Source organism: Vreelandella sp. ssv, assembly GCF_059448525.1.
The window spans coordinates 3,924,633-3,938,748 of sequence record NZ_CM182545.1; the positions used below are offsets into that span (position 1 = coordinate 3,924,633).

The window sequence follows — 14,116 nt, forward strand, 5'->3', positions numbered from 1 at the left end:
TGGCATGGCGAATTCCCAACCATTCATTACGTCAATGCGTTTCTACGACGACCACGCTGATCGATTGTTTGACCAGTACCTGTCCCTGAGTTTTGAAAACGCACATGGTGAATGGCTGCATCAACTTCCTGAGCAGGCTGGTTTAGCACTAGACGTTGGCGCTGGAAGCGGGCGCGATGCTAAAGCACTTGCAGGGCGCGGTTGGCAGGTAATGGCGGTAGAGCCAGCAGAAAAGCTGAGAACGTTAGGGCAAAAGTATACGCACGAAAAGGATGTCAGTTGGATTGACGATACTTTGCCTGCTTTAAATTGCATCCGTCAGCTTTCACAGCGCTTTCAACTGATTCTGGTATCAGCGGTGTGGATGCATTTACCAGCTAATGAACAGCAACGTGCTTTGAGGGTTCTTAGCTCCCTGCTAGCGCCGGGTGGGCTTATGGTAATCACCTGCCGTGAAGGCCCGGATAGCAATGAGCGCCAGCTTCATTCGGTCCACATGAGCATATTCGATAGCTGGGCTCGTGATCTGGCGTTACTCCCCGTGCAGGCAAGTCATAGCGACGACCAACTTGGGCGCCAGGATGTTGCTTGGCATCTACGGGTTTTCAGGCTACCTGATGATGGCACTGGGGCACTGCCTTCCCTTCGGCATATTATCGTTAATGATGACAAGGCATCTTCTTACAAGCTCGGTTTGCTACGCACGCTGACACGCCTTGCCGATAGCGCACCTGGCATAGTGATTTCACGAACAGAAGAATGGGTGACGGTACCTCTGGGAGCAGTAGGTCTCTACTGGATAAAACTGTACCGTCCTTTATTGATAGAGCGTGATTTGCGCCAATCTCCCGGCGAGAAGGGGTATGGTTTCGCTAAGGATGATTTCTATCGCTTAAAGCAACTATCGCCACATGATCTGCGCATTGGCTCAGCCTTTTATGATCCTCAATGTGCTGCCACCGTCATGCGAGCAATCCGTGATGCCTGCCAAACAGTTCTAAAGATGCCTGCTCACTTCACCACCTGGCCCGGCAGCCAGCGGCCTGTATTTGATGGAAGTTATCAAGGGCTACGCATCCGCGAACAGGCCGTTCGACTTGATAGCGCCACGATGGCTTCTTTCGGAACATTTCGTATCCCTACCTCACTATGGGACTCTATGAGCCGCTACGCCTGCTGGATCGAGCCCGCCATTGTTCATGAGTGGGCTCAGTTAATGCAGCGGTATGACGCCACTTACGATATCGGCACATTGCATCTCGCCTTGCAGTGGCAAGAAAGTCGCCGTGACACACAGCAGGCGCGTCAACTGGTCACTCAACGTTTACATGAACCGGCTCCACTGTCTTGCGTCTGGTCACAAAATGATTTGCACAGGCAAAATTACGCTATCGACCACTGCTTTCCCTGGTCGCGCTGGAACAACAATGATCTATGGAATTTGCTGCCAGCGACAGCAAAAGCCAATCAATCCAAATCGGATCGACTGCCTGCAGCTCAAGTGATGCAAAAGGCTAAACAGGACATTATGCACTGGTGGCAATATCTCGATGCCTGTACAGTCCGTCAGCAATTTCGTGATGAAGCTGCCGTAGCACTGCCGCTTGCCACGCCAACGTCTTCTCTGGATGGAATTTTTAACAGCGCATTACTACAACGCCAACGATTAAAGGCGAATCAACAACTTGCGGAATGGATGGGAGTGAGCTAATAAGCCTGTGCCATACCTTGTGTCAGGTAATAGCTAAAGGTCATTAGCTTTATAACAGGTATTAGCTTATATATTGACGAGCTTGGCACACTTGTGGGTTAGCAGGAGATATGGCACAACGGTCTAATGTGGGACTATAAACAACAAATAGGGATAAGCTGGGATGAGAGGCGCAATTTAGTGGTGTAGATTCAGATGGTTACGGACACAGCGCCAGCATATAGCGCCAGATGATTAGACACCACTAGTGCCAAAAGGCGCGCAAATTGGAAGAAGGCCGCTCAGTCGTGGAACAACCTTTTTCGCGCTATTATTGGCACAGGGCGCTCAAGCTTTCTCTAGCCCACACCATGTTCGACCTTTAGATTCGGTTATGAAGATAGAGTACCTGAGGCCAACCCCTTCAACAGCTACTTTTGCCTTTTCAAATACTTCGTCTCTAGTAGCAGAACCATCATAAATATATTCAGCATCAGGTAGCTCATAGACTTGCCCACTGCTTCCTTCGATCTCTTTCGTAAACCCCTTCATTTCCATCCGAGCATAGAGTTTTTCATAATCCTCCCACTCCCCGCCTTTCAATACCATCCGCACTGTAAAAGAAGCCATGCAACCTCCTATCTCATTGTTTTAACTTACTTACAACCACCCAGCAGACCACACGGCACGTCCAACAATCTCAAGCTCATGCAGTTGATCCTGAGGCACTAGTACTTTGTCATATTCCTTATTCGCGCTAATGATGGAAACGCCGTTGAATTGGCGCTGCAGCCGCTTAGCATAGAGATGTCCATCCAGCCGCAGTATATAGATACCCTCGCCTTCAATCGCCGTCCTGGTGTGGTCAATCAGCACCGTATCACCGCTGTGTAGTACCGGCTCCATGCTGTCGCCATCAATGCGGATCGCTGATAGGTGATCTGGCGTCAGTCCCTGCTTACGCAGTGAATAGCGCGTAAAGCTGATGTACGTGAGCACACGGCAGTTCTCGTTCCAAGCCCCATCACCCGCGCTGCATTGGGCATCATACAAAGGCACAAAGGCGTAATCGTCCATGCCCTTTACATCTATTGAATCAGCCTTCTCCTCTCCAAATGCAAGCCATTGCATGTCCTTACCAAGCGCATTGGCAATTAGCGCTAGACGATCCAGGGTTGGATAAGTGTCTCCGCTCATATAACTGCGTATCGCACCTTCAGACAAACCGCATCGGCGCGAAAATACGCGCGCACTTTCAGTCCCTAAAGCGTCTTTAAGCCGTGAGGGGAAGTGTCCGATTCCCTCAGTAGGAATCGGATGCTCGATATCATTGAGTTGGTCAGCATCCCTTTCTTCGTAACCCACTGTTTTACAACCTCATGCACAAAAAAAAGAGCGATTGGCGCAATAAAAAGAAACGGATGCTCATTTATCCGCTTGATATACACTTTTATCCGCGCTATGTTTATGGGGAAGCACAGGTTAGACACCCCAAAAAACGCCACCGAGGTGACGCCATGAACCAACAAATTCCCGCCAACCCAAGCCAACGATGGGAGTGGCTTAAATACCAACTCCGTAGCCAGGGTTCTAGCTTGCGCAAGCTTAGCGATGAGCTTGGCGTCACTGACAACGCGGTACAGCTAGCGAAGTACACGCCTTACCCCCGCATGGAACGCGCTATCGCCAAAAAGCTTGGTTTTACTCCACAAGCTATTTGGCCAGAGCGCTGGAACCATGACGGCACCCCATGTCGTGAGCGACCAAACCGTGCCGAAAAGCGAAATGACACTATTTGTGAACAGGATAGCGTTTCTAACGTTATAGCGCACCGTCAAATGGCACAGGGAGCATAGCCATGCGACGCGTCAAAGACGAATTAACATTAGACATCTTTGAGGTGCCGGTGCCGGTCACTCCCCTACCAGGTAGTGGTAACTATGCTGCTCAAGTGAGCGAGCTAGTTGGCATCGTGTTGAAGGACTGCCCCGTTGACCGCTATGAAGTGGCCGCACAGATGAGCCGCTACTCGGGTGACGACGTTTCCAAACACATGCTTGACGCCTGGAGTTCACCAGCGCGCAGCGACCATAACATCCCTTTCTATCGTATTCCGCTTTTGGAAGAAGTCTGCCAGAGCCACGTTTTTACAGATTGGATCGTGCATCTACGTGGTGGGCGTGTGGCCTATGGCCGTGAGGCGCTTGCTGCCGAATACGGGAAGCTTTCCCGCATTCAGGAGCGTGTAAATGCAGATCTGCGCAAGCTGAAAAAGCTGATGGGAGAAGAGGAATGAACTGGTACACCGCCAAAGAACTGGCCGGGTTACCAGGGCTTCCCGGTACAGAACGCAACGTGCGTGAACATGCCAAGCGTCACCGCTGGGAAGGCCAGCAGCGCCTGGGCAGTAAAGCGGTCGAATACGCCTTTGCGGTTCTACCCACCGAAACCCAAAACGCACTGTTATTGGCACAGGCAGATAACGCCGCGCCAACGCCTGTTAGCACCTTAGCGCCGCAGCCAGAAGAGCAGCGCCCAGGCCAGCAGCAGCTGACCGATGCCCAGCGCCAAGTGATGACCGCCCGCGTTGCCTTCGTTCGCGAGATCGAACGTATGAGCAAGATGGTCAGCCAGCAACGCGCTATCGAAACGTTAGTTGCCCATGCGAAGGGAGACGATCTAACGCCTTACCTTAAAGAGCGTGTGGTGCTGGCCAATGACCGCAAGACAGAGACGCGCAACCTAAGCGAACGCACCTTAAAGCGCTGGATCGCTGACTTCCGCAAGCACGGCGAACGAGGCCTAGCCCCCAAACGCCGTCAGGCAGATATGAGCATGCCTGACTGGGCCGGTGACTTTCTCAAGCGCTACCAGAAACCGCAGAAGCCCAGCGTGGAAGCTGCTTACCAATTGCTGGTCGAGCAGACCCAACCACCGCACCCCTCTATACACCAGGTGCGCCGCTGGCTTGCCAAGCTAAGCCCCGAAGCGCGGGAACGTGGCCGCATGGGTGCCCATGAGCTGAAAGCACTCCAGCCCTTCAAGCGCCGCACCAGTGCTGAACTATGGCCGAACGATGTGTGGGTGGCGGATGGCCACACCTTTGATGCCGAAGTGATTAACCCGCTGACCGGCCAAGCGTTTAGGCCAGAGGTCACGCTGATCATCGACTGGGCAACGCGCCGCATCGTCGGCTTCGCCCTCAACCTTGCCGAGTCCACCGTGGCGACGCTGGATGCGCTGCGCGATGCCGTTAGCCGCGTGGGCATGTTCAACCTGTTTTACGTCGATAACGGCAGCGGCTTTGACAACGCCACTGTTTATGAAGTGGTCGACCGCCTGGGCGGCACCATTACCCACTCGCTGCCTTACAACTCTCAGGCACGCGGCGTCATTGAGCGCGCCCACCAAAGCACCTTAGTAAAACTGGCTAAAACCATGGACAGCTATATCGGCGCGGACATGGATAAAGAAGCCTCCACTAAAGCGCACAAGTTAAGCCGCCGCGATATTAAAAAGGGCCTAAAGCCCGCGTTAATACCCACGTTTCAGGCGTTCTTTGATTCCTTAAACGAAGCGCTAAACGTCTACAACCATCGGCCCCATAAAGGCCTTTCCAAAGTACGCGATTTAGACACCGGCAGGCTGCGCAACCAAAGCCCCATGGAAGCTTGGAAAAGTGCTGAGGCTGAAGGCTTTGAAGCGCTGACCGCGCCTAGCGATGTGGTCGCCTCCCTCATGCGCCCACAGGAAGTGCGCAAAACCAACCGAGGCGAAGTGCGCATCAATGGCGGCACCTACTTTATGGATGCTCTGCGCGACATGCACGGCGAAGAGATCCGCGTCGCCTGGGACTACCGCGACACCGGCAGCGTCGGCGTTTACACCCTGGATGGCGAGCACCTTGGCGACGCCATTCTCGACGGCAACGCCACCCCCGCCATGCCTGCAACGATGATCCAGCGCGCCGCCGAAAAGCGCGAAAAAGGCCAGCTCAACCGCTTGGCACAAAAAGCCAAAACGATCACCGGCAGCGATGTCGAGATCCGCGCGATTACCCCCGCCGCCAGTTACTCGGATGAAAAGCAGGCAGCCGCAGGCCGCGCCTACGCCAAGCAATTGGCGGATCAAGGCACACGCTTTCAGATACCCCAAAACAAGATGGAGCGTTATCGGCTTTGGAAAAAGCTGGATGCCCAACTTCAGCAGGCAGAGGAAGTGTCGGAAGCGGCACGCGACTGGTACGAACGCTACCAGCATCACAACGATTTTCGCGCTATCGCGAAAGTAATGGATGCGGACGGGCTGTCACCCGCCCGCAACCGACGGGCCGTCTAGACCACGGCCCACGACACCCCAACCTTGGATAAGGAAGCACTATGAGCGTCAACACCATTGTACCACTCACTAACGTCGGGCTACTCGCCGCTGCCGTAGAAAGCGCCGCCAACCGCCCACCAGAACTGCCTGGCTTGGTGGTTATGTACGGCCCCAGCGGCTACGGCAAAAGCCTAGCAGCGGCCTATGCCGCCAACCTACACCGCGCCTACTACGTCGAGTGCCGGGAAAGCTGGACAAAAAAAGCCTTTGTGGTCGCCGTGCTGCGCGAGATGGGCATCATCCCCATGAAAACGCTCAGCGAGATGGTCGACCAGATCGCCGAGCAGCTCTCACGCTCAGGCCGCCCGCTGATCGTTGATGACGTTCAGTACGTGATCGACAAAGCCGCCGCCAACGTTCTCACCGACATCTATAACGCCAGCCAAGGCACCTTGATTCTGATCGGTGAAGAGCGCGTGCCCGCTTCAATGGCCCGCTTGGAGCGCCTGCATAACCGCGTATTGGAATGGGTGCCCGCCCAAGCCGCCAGCCTGGATGACGTGCGCGCCCTGGCTGACAAGAGCTACCCCGATATTGAAATCGACGACAACCTGCTGGAAGCGGTAAACGACCGTGTTAAAGGCTGCCTGCGTCGAGTTGCTGTGAACCTTTACCAGATCCACAGCGAAGCTACCGCCAATGGCTGGACGAAGGTCGGCCTGCGGGAATGGGGCGAGCGTGAGATCCACACCGGCCAACCACCGGCACGGAGGGGCTAATCATGACAAAGACAGGCATGGCAAAACGTAAACCCCCACTCAACGCCCAGGGGCCGCGCATCGACCGCCAGGCCATTTGGGAAACCCTACGTGACATGCACGCTAAAGGATTAGCCATCACCACGGTAGACATATCGCTACTGATGCCGGATGCCGTCAGCCAGGGCCGCGTGCGTGACTATCTAAACGGTCTCGAAAACGGCGGCTACCTTTCCCGTATTGATGTGCCCCGCAAAAGCGGCGAGCCGGTGCAGTACTCCCTTATTAAAGACGTTGGCATGGAAGCCCCGCGTGTGCGCAAAGACGGCTCCACACCTACCGGTGGCCTTGGCCGTGAACAGATGTGGCGCACGCTGAAGATCGTCGGCGACTGCACCGCCCGCGAACTTGCCGACGCCGCCACCACGCCCCAGGTTGAAATCGCCGAAGCCACTGCCAACGAATACCTGCGCTTTCTGGCGGCTGCCGAGTACGTCGCCACTATTCGCCCAGGGACTCCCGGTGTAATGAGCCGTTACCGCCTGGTTTCGAGCCGCTGGACGGGGCCTCGTGCGCCCATGATCCAGCGCACCAAGCAGCTCTACGACCCCAACACTGGCGAAGTCGTCTACACGCGAGTGACAAAAACCGAAGGGGGTGAGCCATGAACACGCCCTTAAACAACAGCATTCGTCGTACCCGTACCGTCGATATCACCAACTGGGGTGAAGAGCCGCCCCGTTGGATCTCGCTGCTCGCCGATGAAGTGCGCGCCACCAACCGCAAGATGGCCGGTGAGCGCATTGGGGTATCCAGATCAGCGGTCTCTTTGGCACTGGCCAACCGCTACCCGAGCCCCTCCACCGATAGCATCGAGAAGAAAGTGCTGCTGGCCCTGGACGGCCTCCAATGCCCAGCTCAGCAGCTCACCATCAGCGTTGAGCAGTGCCGCGACTACCGCGCTCGCCCAACGCCCACGCACAACCCCATGGCCATGCGCATGTGGCGTCACTGCCAATCATGCCCGCACAACCCCGACCGCCAGCAGGGAGAAAACTAATGACCCTTAAAGCCACCTGCCCCGAGTGCGGCATGACCGGCGACATGGCCGCCTTCGTCACCCAGGGCGAACACAACCAAGCTGTAGCCGCCGCGCTGGAAATGCCCGCACTGCTCAGCTCACGCATCGTGCGCTACCTAGGCATGTTCCGGCCTGCCAGCCGTGCCCTGGCCAGCGCCAAAAGCGCCCGCCTACTCACCGAGCTGAAAGAGACCATCACCAGCGGCGTGATTGAGCGCAAAGGCATCACGCGGGAAGCACCGCTGAAGGTGTGGGTCATGGCACTGGATCAACTGCTGGAACGCCCGCCCAGCAACCTACCGCTAAGCGGCCATGGGTACCTCTATGAAGTCGTTGCCAACTGTGCCGATCGCCACGCCGGCGAAGTGGAAAAACAGCGCGAGGAACAGGCACGCAGCGGTGCCAAACAGTCCGCAAACCGTGCCCCAGCTGCAGCGTTGCGTGAGCGCTCTACCGATGACGTATTAGCCGAGCATGAGCGATTGAGAAGCCGCCAATCGACGGTGACTACCCCGCAAAAGAGTCAGCGGCAAAACGCTAAAGCGGCTGAGCAAGCCAACGCACCCAAACGCCTCAGCGACCTACTGAAAGGCGCAGCCAACCAGGGAGACCAGCAATGAGAACCTACAGCGACGCCCACATTGAGCACTACGCCGATCGCTTCATCGCCCTGCGCATGGCGCGACATGGGGTGAACCTAGCCCAGTACCTGATCAACCCGCATCAGTTCGAGCGCCTAGCGCTGGAGCCAGAGCCACTGCTGCCTGCGCAAGAAGCCGCCGTGCTGCGCATCTGGCAGCGCTGGGATACCGGCTTGGCTGAACAGACTGCAGCACCTGCCGAGCAAGCGACAGACGAAGAGCCTTTCGAGCTGCCTGGTGTGTACGCCGTGTGGGAGGAGTTCTTGCTGGGCCTTGGAAACAACAAAGCTATCCGCCAGCGCAACGGCGCGTTTATCGAACCGCTGCACCACAACCGCCATAACGCTCGTAACCGCAGCGCCAACTTTGCCCGTAAAGGAGCCTAACCATGAACACCCCAGCAACCGATACCCAACAGGTACCCGAAGGCTTCCGCATGGACGCCAAGGGCCGCCTGATTCCAGAGTCGCAGATCAAGCCAATCGACCAGGTGCGCGATGAACTCGTGCTCTCAATTGTCGACCGCGCCTGCGAGTTGCGCGACCAGCTAAAGGACTTCAAGGCCGATGTGTTTAGCGAGATCGCCGCGCTAATTGAGACATCCGCTCAGGAGTACGACGCGAAGATCGGCGGCAAGAAAGGCAACGTGCAGTTGGTCAGCTTCTGCGGCAAGTACAAGGTGCAGCGCGCTATCTCCGAAACCATCACCTTTGATGAGCGACTGCAAGCGGCCAGAGGCCTGATTGAAGACTGCCTGGAAGACTGGACAGCAGACGCTCGCCCCGAGGTGGCCACCATCGTTCAAGACGCCTTCCGCGTCGATACAGCGGGCAACATCCGTACCGGTCAAGTGCTGGGCTTACGCCGCCTCAACATTCAGGACAAGCGCTGGCTGAAAGCCATGGATGCTATCAGCGACGCCGTGCAAGTCACCGGCTCCAAAAGCTACATCCGCATCTATGAGCGTATTGGCAGCACCGACCAATACCAGCCCATCAGCCTAGATATCGCGGGGGTGTAAAGCGAAACGCCCCACTCGGGGCGTCTGCTGGGCGTGGTGGCCCAGCACTGATGAGCAGCCAATGAGGTAATGCATGGATAAGTGGAAAGATATCAAAGAGCGCTTAAAGCACCTGGGCGGCAGAGTTGAGCTGATTGCCGATGGCCACGAGCTACAACTGGCCAAGATGCATGACGGTAAGAAGATCTTCGTTGTGGTGTTCGTGGACGGCACCGTGGACTTCGAATGGACTAAAACCGAGGACGGTAAGCCAGTGCATCCCCAAGGGCGCTTCTGGCGGCCATTGAAACGGGCACCGCATCCCAAAAAAGTGTATGCGAGTGCCAAGCGAGCATTTGGCAAGAAGGAAGCCGACCGCATGGTAACGCCTCGCGTGATCGGCGTTGTACCCAATTTTGGCACCGAAGGTGCTGCGGTGGCTCACCTCAGGAAGCACTTCCCTGATCTTGAGATAAAGGTCGATGAGGTGGCGTCATGATCAGCAAAGGCAAACTGGCCCAGATCCACATCGCCAAACAGCAGCTAGGGCTGAGCGATGAGGACTACCGTGCCATCCTCGCCCGCACAGCGGGCGTGAGCAGTGCCAAAGAACTCACGAATAAGACCATAGGCGGTGTGATGTTTGAGTTTCGCCGCCTCGGCTTTGAGCCAAAGCCCGCCAAAAAGGCAGGCCGTAAGGCCCCTAACCCACCGGCGACACGCCAAGCGGAAATGAACAAGGTCGAAGCGTTGCTGGCGGAAGCGGGCCGCGCCTGGGCCTACGCCGATGGCATGGCCAAGCACATGTTCAAGGTTGATCGCGTGGACTTTCTCGATGATAACCAACTGCACAAGCTGCTCCAGGCGTTGATCATCGACGCCAAGCGGCAAGGACGGTACCCCGATGACATCGCATAAGCTCGACAACATGGACTTGGGCTTCGGCATCCCCGACGATGCCCTGGACTATCTCGACCCCGAGATCATAAAGAAGTGGCCACAAGGGCTAAGCGACATGCTCACCGTGGTCGAGAACGCCCACATACGCGCAGGCGATGAACCAAAAGTAGCTCGCAGCCGCGCCTTTGCTGCTGTGCGTGCTATCAGCTCGTTTGCGGGTGGCCGTAGCCTTTACGTGCCGCAAGGCCGCCAGTTAGATCGCGCCCTGCGAGACCGTGAAATATGGGAGCGCCACACCGGCGACAACATTCCCCAACTGGTCGAAGACTACGACCTGACCGAAGCGCAGATCTATAGCATTCTCGGCGAGCAGCGCAAGCTTGCCCGCGCCCGCATGCAATCTGATCTTTTCGGTGAAAGCGCAAACGGCTAAGCTAGATTCAGCAAAGTTATAATTAACAAAAAATAACGGGGAACATCATGCAAAAAACTGTAACAACTATCGCAACAGCATTAGCACTTTCGATTGGACAGGGTCACGCTTCCGAAACTTGCACCGATATTTCAAACGATCAGCGCCGCCTAGCTTGTTACGATGCAGAGTACCGTCCTGCCGTCGAGCGAGAGAATGTATCTGAGTGGAATGTCAGTGAACAAACTTCGCCCATAGACGATAGTAAGACCGTGGTGCTGCGCACAGCGGCGATTGAAGCGATAGCAGGTCGGTTTGGAAGAGACAGTAGGCCAAACCTGATTCTGCGATGCCACGAAAACAAGACCGTCATGTACTTCAGCTTTGAACAACACCATATGGCCGATATTCAGGGTTATGGCCGTGTAACGCTAAGGGTCGATCAGCAGGATGCTGTGACGCGAAATATGCAAGCTTCGACAGATAGTAAAGCGCTTGGGCTATGGAACGGCGGTCAGTCAATACCAGTCATTAGTAGCATGTTCGATGGCGATATTCTGACCGTACGCGCAACCCCGTTCAGTGAATCCCCCATTACCGTTCAGTTTCCTATCACTGGGTTGGAAGAAGCTATTTCTCCGCTTCGTGAAGCGTGCAACTGGTAACGATCTAACTATCAATAATAGAAGAGGTTCACTATGAGAGCGCTTTTAGGTACTACAATCGCCACCGCCGCTCTGCTCGTAGGCTGTGGAGAGAGCCAAGCAACCAGCAACGTCACTATCAATGAGGAAGCGATCAAGGCTGAAGTGATGGCTGGCAGTACTGCAAAAGACTTCCTAGTGACTGACGATGGCGCTATCTATGTGGGCGTTCTGGATAACGGCAACAACCGCGAGGGCTACGCAATGTCTGTATGTGAGACTGTCCGGGTAAACGCAACAGGCGAAGGCAGTCGACTAGTGCGCATCATCGATGTTGCCGCAGTTTCAAGAGGGGAAGGCTTCAAGACACTTGGTCGGCACCAATGTGAGATATAAGCGGCTAATTTGAGTATTGTCGACAGCTAAAAATATAGAAAAACACCTTTGAAAACAGTATAATCAATGTGGCTCTAAACACTTTATCGAGCCAGTTAATTAAAACAACCAAAAGGTATTTCTAATGACTAAAATCAATCAAGTTACCGTGTATCTAGACCAAGGTGTTCCTGAGTATATGGACGGTATCGTTCGCTGTGGTTCAGTCACCATTGAGTATATTGACGGATCAGAAGTAGATGATGAGACGCTAATCGACAACACAGAATACCATTCCCATGATGAGCTGATCGATGACATTGCTAAACGTTTGGGTGTCAATACAGATATTGTTAGTATTGAAGAGTGACCTTAGTTTATTACTAATACTGCACCCCGCTATGGCGGGGTGTTTTTTTTTGCAGCAACAAAACTCCTAAACTGCTTGATTCCCGACGCCTAGCCGATCCCCTCTAGCCTGAACCTCACTGCACTTGCGTATATCGCTCACCCTGCATTTGAGGCTACCTACCGTGAACACTCGCTCCCTGCTCGACAAACTCCGCATCGGCCCTTGGCTGATCCTTGCCATTCTCACCACCATAGTTGTTGGCCTGCTCTATCAGCATCAGATTGGAGTGCTGCTCTGGTCAATCACGAAATTGTGCTGGGGTGCATACCTCGGGTACTGGATCGACCGATCGATATTCCCCTACGCCCGTCCTGGCGACTATCAGTGCAACAACGGCAATGGCTTGAGTGCCATTGCGCTACTCATGCTCCGACGAGCCATCATCATCGCCGCCGCGCTCTTAGCCCTTGGCTTGGGAGTCTGACATGGCCGCAGATACCGCCGCTGAGCTGCTGGCAGAGGGCAAGCGCTTAGTGGCTGAAATCGATGCCCTTCCTGGTGGCGCTAGCGTGCTGCCCTTACACCTGCGCCTGAAAGATGTGACGGAACGCGCCGAGCAGGTGCTCCAGGAGGAACGGTCATGATGAACGATATCAAGGCTTACCTGCTCGCCAACGGCACCTGGATCGCCATGAGCCTAGTGCTGGCCTCACTGCTAGTACTGGAATCGTGCCAGCCCGCGCATGCACAGATCCCTAGCGCCGCTCAGGGCTACCAGCGCGAGCTAACGCGAGTGGTTCAACAGGAATGGGGCATGAATGGCCGCGTAGCCGTGCATGCTGCGCAGATCCACCAGGAAAGCGCCTGGCGTTCAAACGTCAACAGTCCCGTGGGTGCGCAGGGGCTTAGCCAGTTTATGCCTTCTACTTCCGCCTGGATTGCCGAGATCTACCCAGACCTGGGGCGCGCCGCGCCGTACTCCCCCACATGGGCGATGCGCGCCCAAGCCCGTTACAACAAGTGGCATTGGCAGCGGCTGGCTAATACTGCTGACGAATGCCAACGCTGGGCCATGGCGCTAAGCGCATACAACGGTGGACTAGGTTGGGTAAACAGAGACAGGCGCCTAGCCACCGCCGCCGGTGATGATGCCGGTGTGTGGTTTGGCAGCGTTGAGAAGTACACCAACCGCGCAGGCTGGGCCCTGCGAGAAAACCGCCACTACGTGCGGCACATACTTCTAGAGCTGACACCCCGCTATGAGCGGGCTGGCTGGCACGGAGGTGCGCCATGCTCCAGCGTGTAATGGTTGCCGCGGTTATAGCGCTATCGATCACACTATTTTGGAAAACATGGCAGGCCAATAACCTTGCTAATGAGCTAGCCCTTGAACGCTCAGCGCTCTCGGAAATGATCGACAAGCGCGACGAATGGAAGCAGGAAGCCACAGAAGTGGCAGATCAGCTAAACCAGGCCGAGCAACGCCGCCGCCTGGCTGAAGCTGACGTCAAAGCGCTCCAGGAAAAAATGGCAGAACAGGCCGAAGACTACGACGCCCTACGCCAGCGCATCCAGCGCTCACCCACTAGCGACGATGGCCCCATAGCCCCGGTGCTGCGCTCAACGTTGGAGGCGCTGCCATGAGAACGGTATTGATCGTGGGCGCTCTCGCCGCCTTGGCCGCTTGCAGCAGCACACCGCCAGAGCCACTAACGCCGCCACCCTCTATAAACGTCGACGAATGCGCCGCACCAGCGGGCATGACAGCACCAGAACGCCAACCGCTGCGCCCTGTGGGTGATTACACCCAAGACGATGTGGCGCTATACATCACCGATCTACACCACTGGGCAACGCGGGGTTGGCTCAAGCTTTCCCGAGTGCGTGAACACGCCGATAAGTGCGTGGCCAGTACCGAAGAAGAAGAAGACGAAGACTGAGGG

The 14,116-nt window shown here is 55.7% G+C and carries 23 protein-coding genes and 1 other RNA gene; 22 read left to right on the top strand and 2 right to left on the bottom strand.

Annotated elements, in window-relative coordinates; all coding sequences use genetic code 11:
- Positions 1-4: 4 nt before the first annotated feature.
- Entirely contained in the window at positions 5-1,711 is a 1,707-nt protein-coding gene (locus AC5TBW_RS17850) for a class I SAM-dependent methyltransferase (RefSeq protein ID WP_495509845.1), read from the top strand.
- Between the two features lie 327 nt (positions 1,712-2,038).
- On the opposite strand, the gene AC5TBW_RS17855 is transcribed toward AC5TBW_RS17850, so the two are convergent.
- Together AC5TBW_RS17855 and AC5TBW_RS17860 are read right to left on the bottom strand one after the other, a co-directional pair.
- Positions 2,039-2,320, bottom strand: coding sequence for a hypothetical protein (locus tag AC5TBW_RS17855; RefSeq protein WP_495509846.1), 282 nt, complete (start codon positions 2,318-2,320; stop codon positions 2,039-2,041).
- 30 nt (positions 2,321-2,350) lie between these two features.
- Positions 2,351-3,055 carry an XRE family transcriptional regulator gene (locus AC5TBW_RS17860; protein ID WP_495509847.1) on the bottom strand — a complete coding sequence of 235 codons (705 nt, stop codon included), beginning with the start codon at positions 3,053-3,055 and terminating at the stop codon, positions 2,351-2,353.
- 152 nt (positions 3,056-3,207) lie between these two features.
- Between AC5TBW_RS17860 and AC5TBW_RS17865 the strand changes: the two genes are divergently transcribed.
- From AC5TBW_RS17865 to AC5TBW_RS17965, 21 genes are all read left to right on the top strand, one after another.
- Positions 3,208-3,546 (top strand): helix-turn-helix domain-containing protein, encoded by a 339-nt coding sequence (locus tag AC5TBW_RS17865; RefSeq protein WP_495509848.1) that lies wholly within the window; start codon positions 3,208-3,210, stop codon positions 3,544-3,546.
- A gap of 2 nt (positions 3,547-3,548) precedes the next feature.
- Positions 3,549-3,986, top strand: a complete 438-nt coding sequence (locus tag AC5TBW_RS17870; protein WP_495509849.1) for a hypothetical protein — start codon at positions 3,549-3,551, stop codon at positions 3,984-3,986.
- A complete protein-coding gene (locus tag AC5TBW_RS17875; protein WP_495509850.1) occupies positions 3,983-6,028 on the top strand; it encodes a transposase in 2,046 nt (681 codons plus the stop codon). Before AC5TBW_RS17870 ends, AC5TBW_RS17875 begins: the two co-directional genes overlap by 4 nt.
- A 41-nt stretch (positions 6,029-6,069) precedes the next feature.
- A complete protein-coding gene (locus AC5TBW_RS17880) occupies positions 6,070-6,789 on the top strand; it encodes an AAA family ATPase (RefSeq protein ID WP_495509851.1) in 720 nt (239 codons plus the stop codon).
- A gap of 2 nt (positions 6,790-6,791) precedes the next feature.
- A complete protein-coding gene (locus AC5TBW_RS17885; protein WP_495509852.1) occupies positions 6,792-7,436 on the top strand; it encodes a hypothetical protein in 645 nt (214 codons plus the stop codon).
- Entirely contained in the window at positions 7,433-7,828 is a 396-nt protein-coding gene (locus AC5TBW_RS17890; protein WP_495509853.1) for a hypothetical protein, read from the top strand. The genes AC5TBW_RS17885 and AC5TBW_RS17890 overlap by 4 nt, the downstream gene beginning before the upstream one ends.
- Positions 7,828-8,469: an HI_1489 N-terminal domain-containing protein gene (locus tag AC5TBW_RS17895; protein ID WP_495509854.1), complete on the top strand. Its 642-nt coding sequence runs from the start codon at positions 7,828-7,830 to the stop codon at positions 8,467-8,469. Before AC5TBW_RS17890 ends, AC5TBW_RS17895 begins: the two co-directional genes overlap by 1 nt.
- Positions 8,466-8,876 (top strand): hypothetical protein, encoded by a 411-nt coding sequence (locus tag AC5TBW_RS17900; RefSeq protein ID WP_495509855.1) that lies wholly within the window; start codon positions 8,466-8,468, stop codon positions 8,874-8,876. The genes AC5TBW_RS17895 and AC5TBW_RS17900 overlap by 4 nt, the downstream gene beginning before the upstream one ends.
- Positions 8,877-8,878: 2 nt before the next feature.
- A complete protein-coding gene (locus AC5TBW_RS17905; protein ID WP_495509856.1) occupies positions 8,879-9,511 on the top strand; it encodes a DUF3164 family protein in 633 nt (210 codons plus the stop codon).
- Positions 9,511-9,575, top strand: an RNA gene (locus AC5TBW_RS17910) — hammerhead ribozyme type II. Before AC5TBW_RS17905 ends, AC5TBW_RS17910 begins: the two co-directional genes overlap by 1 nt.
- A 9-nt stretch (positions 9,576-9,584) precedes the next feature.
- Positions 9,585-9,989, top strand: a complete 405-nt coding sequence (locus AC5TBW_RS17915) for a hypothetical protein (RefSeq protein ID WP_495509857.1) — start codon at positions 9,585-9,587, stop codon at positions 9,987-9,989.
- Positions 9,986-10,408, top strand: a complete 423-nt coding sequence (locus AC5TBW_RS17920) for a gp16 family protein (protein ID WP_495509858.1) — start codon at positions 9,986-9,988, stop codon at positions 10,406-10,408. Before AC5TBW_RS17915 ends, AC5TBW_RS17920 begins: the two co-directional genes overlap by 4 nt.
- Positions 10,395-10,823: a Mor transcription activator family protein gene (locus tag AC5TBW_RS17925; RefSeq protein ID WP_495509859.1), complete on the top strand. Its 429-nt coding sequence runs from the start codon at positions 10,395-10,397 to the stop codon at positions 10,821-10,823. Before AC5TBW_RS17920 ends, AC5TBW_RS17925 begins: the two co-directional genes overlap by 14 nt.
- A 47-nt stretch (positions 10,824-10,870) precedes the next feature.
- Positions 10,871-11,467 (top strand): type VI secretion system-associated protein TagO, encoded by a 597-nt coding sequence (locus tag AC5TBW_RS17930; protein WP_495509860.1) that lies wholly within the window; start codon positions 10,871-10,873, stop codon positions 11,465-11,467.
- A gap of 33 nt (positions 11,468-11,500) precedes the next feature.
- A complete protein-coding gene (locus AC5TBW_RS17935) occupies positions 11,501-11,842 on the top strand; it encodes a hypothetical protein (protein WP_495509861.1) in 342 nt (113 codons plus the stop codon).
- Between the two features lie 124 nt (positions 11,843-11,966).
- Entirely contained in the window at positions 11,967-12,191 is a 225-nt protein-coding gene (locus AC5TBW_RS17940) for a hypothetical protein (RefSeq protein WP_495509862.1), read from the top strand.
- 163 nt (positions 12,192-12,354) lie between these two features.
- Entirely contained in the window at positions 12,355-12,657 is a 303-nt protein-coding gene (locus AC5TBW_RS17945; protein WP_495509863.1) for a putative holin, read from the top strand.
- A 1-nt stretch (position 12,658) separates the two neighbouring features.
- Positions 12,659-12,817, top strand: coding sequence for a hypothetical protein (locus tag AC5TBW_RS17950; RefSeq protein ID WP_495509864.1), 159 nt, complete (start codon positions 12,659-12,661; stop codon positions 12,815-12,817).
- Positions 12,814-13,479: a transglycosylase SLT domain-containing protein gene (locus AC5TBW_RS17955; protein ID WP_495509865.1), complete on the top strand. Its 666-nt coding sequence runs from the start codon at positions 12,814-12,816 to the stop codon at positions 13,477-13,479. The genes AC5TBW_RS17950 and AC5TBW_RS17955 overlap by 4 nt, the downstream gene beginning before the upstream one ends.
- Positions 13,464-13,817 (top strand): hypothetical protein, encoded by a 354-nt coding sequence (locus tag AC5TBW_RS17960; protein ID WP_495509866.1) that lies wholly within the window; start codon positions 13,464-13,466, stop codon positions 13,815-13,817. The genes AC5TBW_RS17955 and AC5TBW_RS17960 overlap by 16 nt, the downstream gene beginning before the upstream one ends.
- Entirely contained in the window at positions 13,814-14,113 is a 300-nt protein-coding gene (locus AC5TBW_RS17965) for a hypothetical protein (protein ID WP_495509867.1), read from the top strand. Before AC5TBW_RS17960 ends, AC5TBW_RS17965 begins: the two co-directional genes overlap by 4 nt.
- Positions 14,114-14,116 lie beyond the last annotated feature (3 nt).

Coding starts and splice junctions, on each gene's coding strand:
- AC5TBW_RS17870 (WP_495509849.1), top strand. CDS start 3,549: ATGCGACGCGTCAAAGACGAATTAACATTAGACATCTTTGAGGTGCCG.
- AC5TBW_RS17850 (WP_495509845.1), top strand. CDS start 5: ATGGCGAATTCCCAACCATTCATTACGTCAATGCGTTTCTACGACGAC.
- AC5TBW_RS17875 (WP_495509850.1), top strand. CDS start 3,983: ATGAACTGGTACACCGCCAAAGAACTGGCCGGGTTACCAGGGCTTCCC.
- AC5TBW_RS17880 (WP_495509851.1), top strand. CDS start 6,070: ATGAGCGTCAACACCATTGTACCACTCACTAACGTCGGGCTACTCGCC.
- AC5TBW_RS17935 (WP_495509861.1), top strand. CDS start 11,501: ATGAGAGCGCTTTTAGGTACTACAATCGCCACCGCCGCTCTGCTCGTA.
- AC5TBW_RS17915 (WP_495509857.1), top strand. CDS start 9,585: ATGGATAAGTGGAAAGATATCAAAGAGCGCTTAAAGCACCTGGGCGGC.
- AC5TBW_RS17920 (WP_495509858.1), top strand. CDS start 9,986: ATGATCAGCAAAGGCAAACTGGCCCAGATCCACATCGCCAAACAGCAG.
- AC5TBW_RS17955 (WP_495509865.1), top strand. CDS start 12,814: ATGATGAACGATATCAAGGCTTACCTGCTCGCCAACGGCACCTGGATC.
- AC5TBW_RS17940 (WP_495509862.1), top strand. CDS start 11,967: ATGACTAAAATCAATCAAGTTACCGTGTATCTAGACCAAGGTGTTCCT.
- AC5TBW_RS17930 (WP_495509860.1), top strand. CDS start 10,871: ATGCAAAAAACTGTAACAACTATCGCAACAGCATTAGCACTTTCGATT.
- AC5TBW_RS17865 (WP_495509848.1), top strand. CDS start 3,208: ATGAACCAACAAATTCCCGCCAACCCAAGCCAACGATGGGAGTGGCTT.
- AC5TBW_RS17890 (WP_495509853.1), top strand. CDS start 7,433: ATGAACACGCCCTTAAACAACAGCATTCGTCGTACCCGTACCGTCGAT.
- AC5TBW_RS17905 (WP_495509856.1), top strand. CDS start 8,879: ATGAACACCCCAGCAACCGATACCCAACAGGTACCCGAAGGCTTCCGC.
- AC5TBW_RS17960 (WP_495509866.1), top strand. CDS start 13,464: ATGCTCCAGCGTGTAATGGTTGCCGCGGTTATAGCGCTATCGATCACA.
- AC5TBW_RS17950 (WP_495509864.1), top strand. CDS start 12,659: ATGGCCGCAGATACCGCCGCTGAGCTGCTGGCAGAGGGCAAGCGCTTA.
- AC5TBW_RS17900 (WP_495509855.1), top strand. CDS start 8,466: ATGAGAACCTACAGCGACGCCCACATTGAGCACTACGCCGATCGCTTC.
- AC5TBW_RS17965 (WP_495509867.1), top strand. CDS start 13,814: ATGAGAACGGTATTGATCGTGGGCGCTCTCGCCGCCTTGGCCGCTTGC.
- AC5TBW_RS17895 (WP_495509854.1), top strand. CDS start 7,828: ATGACCCTTAAAGCCACCTGCCCCGAGTGCGGCATGACCGGCGACATG.
- AC5TBW_RS17885 (WP_495509852.1), top strand. CDS start 6,792: ATGACAAAGACAGGCATGGCAAAACGTAAACCCCCACTCAACGCCCAG.
- AC5TBW_RS17855 (WP_495509846.1), bottom strand. CDS start 2,320: ATGGCTTCTTTTACAGTGCGGATGGTATTGAAAGGCGGGGAGTGGGAG.
- AC5TBW_RS17925 (WP_495509859.1), top strand. CDS start 10,395: ATGACATCGCATAAGCTCGACAACATGGACTTGGGCTTCGGCATCCCC.